Annotated in this window: 3 protein-coding genes; 1 reads left to right on the forward strand and 2 read right to left on the reverse strand. The window is 64.8% G+C overall.

The window, feature by feature from the left end; genetic code table 11:
* Positions 1-21: 21 nt before the first annotated feature.
* A complete protein-coding gene (prpC, locus tag DBR12_RS02030) occupies positions 22-1,182 on the reverse strand; it encodes a 2-methylcitrate synthase (RefSeq protein ID WP_108615722.1) in 1,161 nt (386 codons plus the stop codon).
* Positions 1,179-1,574: an acyl-CoA thioesterase gene (locus tag DBR12_RS02035; protein ID WP_108615723.1), complete on the reverse strand. Its 396-nt coding sequence runs from the start codon at positions 1,572-1,574 to the stop codon at positions 1,179-1,181. Before DBR12_RS02035 ends, prpC begins: the two co-directional genes overlap by 4 nt.
* A gap of 134 nt (positions 1,575-1,708) precedes the next feature.
* Between DBR12_RS02035 and DBR12_RS02040 the strand changes: the two genes are divergently transcribed.
* A partial coding sequence (locus DBR12_RS02040) for a helix-turn-helix domain-containing protein (protein WP_146185444.1) occupies positions 1,709-2,173 on the forward strand: 465 nt, incomplete at its 3' end.

Genomic DNA, 2,173 nt, shown 5'->3' on the forward strand with positions numbered 1-2,173 from the left:
GAAGAAGGGGGTAGGGGAAATTCAAGCGCGCTGTTCGAGGGGCACAAACACCCGGTCTTCCGGCCCCGTGTAGTTCGCACTGGGCCGGATGATCTTGTTGTCGATGCGCTGCTCGATGATGTGCGCCGCCCAGCCACTGGTGCGCGCAATGACGAACAGCGGCGTGAACATGGCGGTGGGCACGCCCATCATGTGGTAGCTCACGGCGCTGAACCAGTCGAGGTTGGGGAACATCTTTTTCACCTCCCACATCACGGTCTCCAGCCGTTCGGCAATATCGAACATCTTGGTGCTTCCAGCGTCTTGCGAGAGGCTGCGTGCCACGCCTTTGATGACGACGTTGCGCGGGTCGCTCACCGTGTAGACCGGGTGGCCGAAGCCGATCACGACCTCCTTGGCCTCCACGCGACGGCGGATGTCGGCCTCAGCCTCATCGGGGCTGTCGTAGCGCTTCTGGATCTCGAAGGCCACCTCGTTCGCGCCGCCATGCTTGGGGCCGCGCAGCGCACCAATGGCGCCGGTGATGGCCGAATACATGTCGCTGCCCGTGCCCGCCACCACGCGGGCGGTGAAGGTGCTGGCATTGAACTCGTGCTCGGCATACAGGTTCAGCGAGGTGTGCATGGCACGCTCCCAGGCTGCGCTGGGTCTGGCACCATGCAGCAGGTGCAAAAAGTGCGCGCCGATGGAGTCGTCATCCGTCTCCACCTCGATACGGCGGCCCGAACTGGCCCAGTGGTACCAGTACAGCAGCATGGAGCCAAGCGACGCCATGAGCCTGTCGGCAATGTCGCGAGCGCCTGGCAGGTTGTGGTCGTCTTTTTCGGGCAGCGCGCATCCCAGGGCCGAGACGCCCGTGCGCATTACGTCCATGGGGTGGCTGGCGGCGGGCAGTTGCTCCAGCGCCTGCTTGACCGACAGCGGTAGTCCACGCAAGGCCTTGAGCTTGGCCTTGTAGGCGCGCAGTTCGGCGCGCGTAGGCAGCTTGCCGTGCACCAGCAGGTGGGCGATTTCTTCGAACTCGCAGACCTCCGCAATGTCCAGGATGTCGTAGCCCCGGTAGTGCAGGTCATTGCCCGTGCGGCCCACGGTGCACAGGGCGGTGTTGCCCGCCGTCACGCCCGAGAGTGCGACGGACTTCTTGGGCTTGAAGCCCGAGGTTTCAACGGTAGTGGTGGTCATGCGGTCTCCTGGTTTACGTATGCGTTGGCGATGGCAACGGGACGGCCTTTGGCATCCACCGCCACCATTTCAAAAATCCCCTTCAGCACCTCTTCAGGTGGCGAACCCAGCGTGGCGGCCAGACCCGTCACGCACACGGTGAGCGAGCTGCGCCCGATGCGGCTGACCCAGGCGCGCAGCGTGAGCACGTGGCCCACGGGCACGGGGGCCAGAAAACGCGCATCGGTCACGCCCGCCATCACCACGTCGCGCGCTGCGGCATCGCGTGCCGCCAGAAACGCCGCTTTGGCCATCAGGCGTAAGGCGTTGCCGCCAAACAGCGTGCCGTAGTGGTTGGCCTCTGCGGGGAAGACGATCTCCGTCAGCTCGACGGTGCCGGTGGGGGTTGTCATGCTTCGCAATTTACGCACAATGGCACCCCTCTGTAAGGTCTGAATTGGCGAATGATTGCGAATGCAAATCCATCAGTTTGCAAATTTTGCGAATGATTGTTGGGTCGCTCTCTGTTGCCACCGCGAAAGATTGAATGAAAAAAACCTTCATGGGCGTGCGCCTGCGCCGCCTGCGCGAAGAGCGCGGCATGACCCAGGTGGCGTTGGCGCGCGCGCTGGACCTGTCGGCCAGCTACCTGAACCAGCTGGAGCAGAACCAGCGCCCGCTCACCGTGCCTGTCCTGCTCAAGATCAACGCCGTGTTCGGTGTGGATGTGCAGCGGTTTTCGGACGACGACGAGGCGCGCCTGATCACCGGCCTGCGCGAGGTGCTGGCCGATCTGCCGGCGGGTGTGGGCGGCGAGGGCGCGGGTGATGCCGTGTCGCTGGCCGAAATCCGCGAGCTGGCCGCAGGCATGCCTGCGGTGGCCCGCACGCTGCTGGCGCTGCACCAGCGGCACCGCCAGGCCTTGGAGCGGTTGGACGCACTGGGCAGTCAGTGGGGCGACGACCGCAGCGGCGCGAGCGCGATGCCCACCCACCCGCCCATGGCCTATGAG

This window comes from Acidovorax sp. HMWF029 (genome assembly GCF_003060895.1).
Classification (GTDB): domain Bacteria; phylum Pseudomonadota; class Gammaproteobacteria; order Burkholderiales; family Burkholderiaceae_C; genus Acidovorax.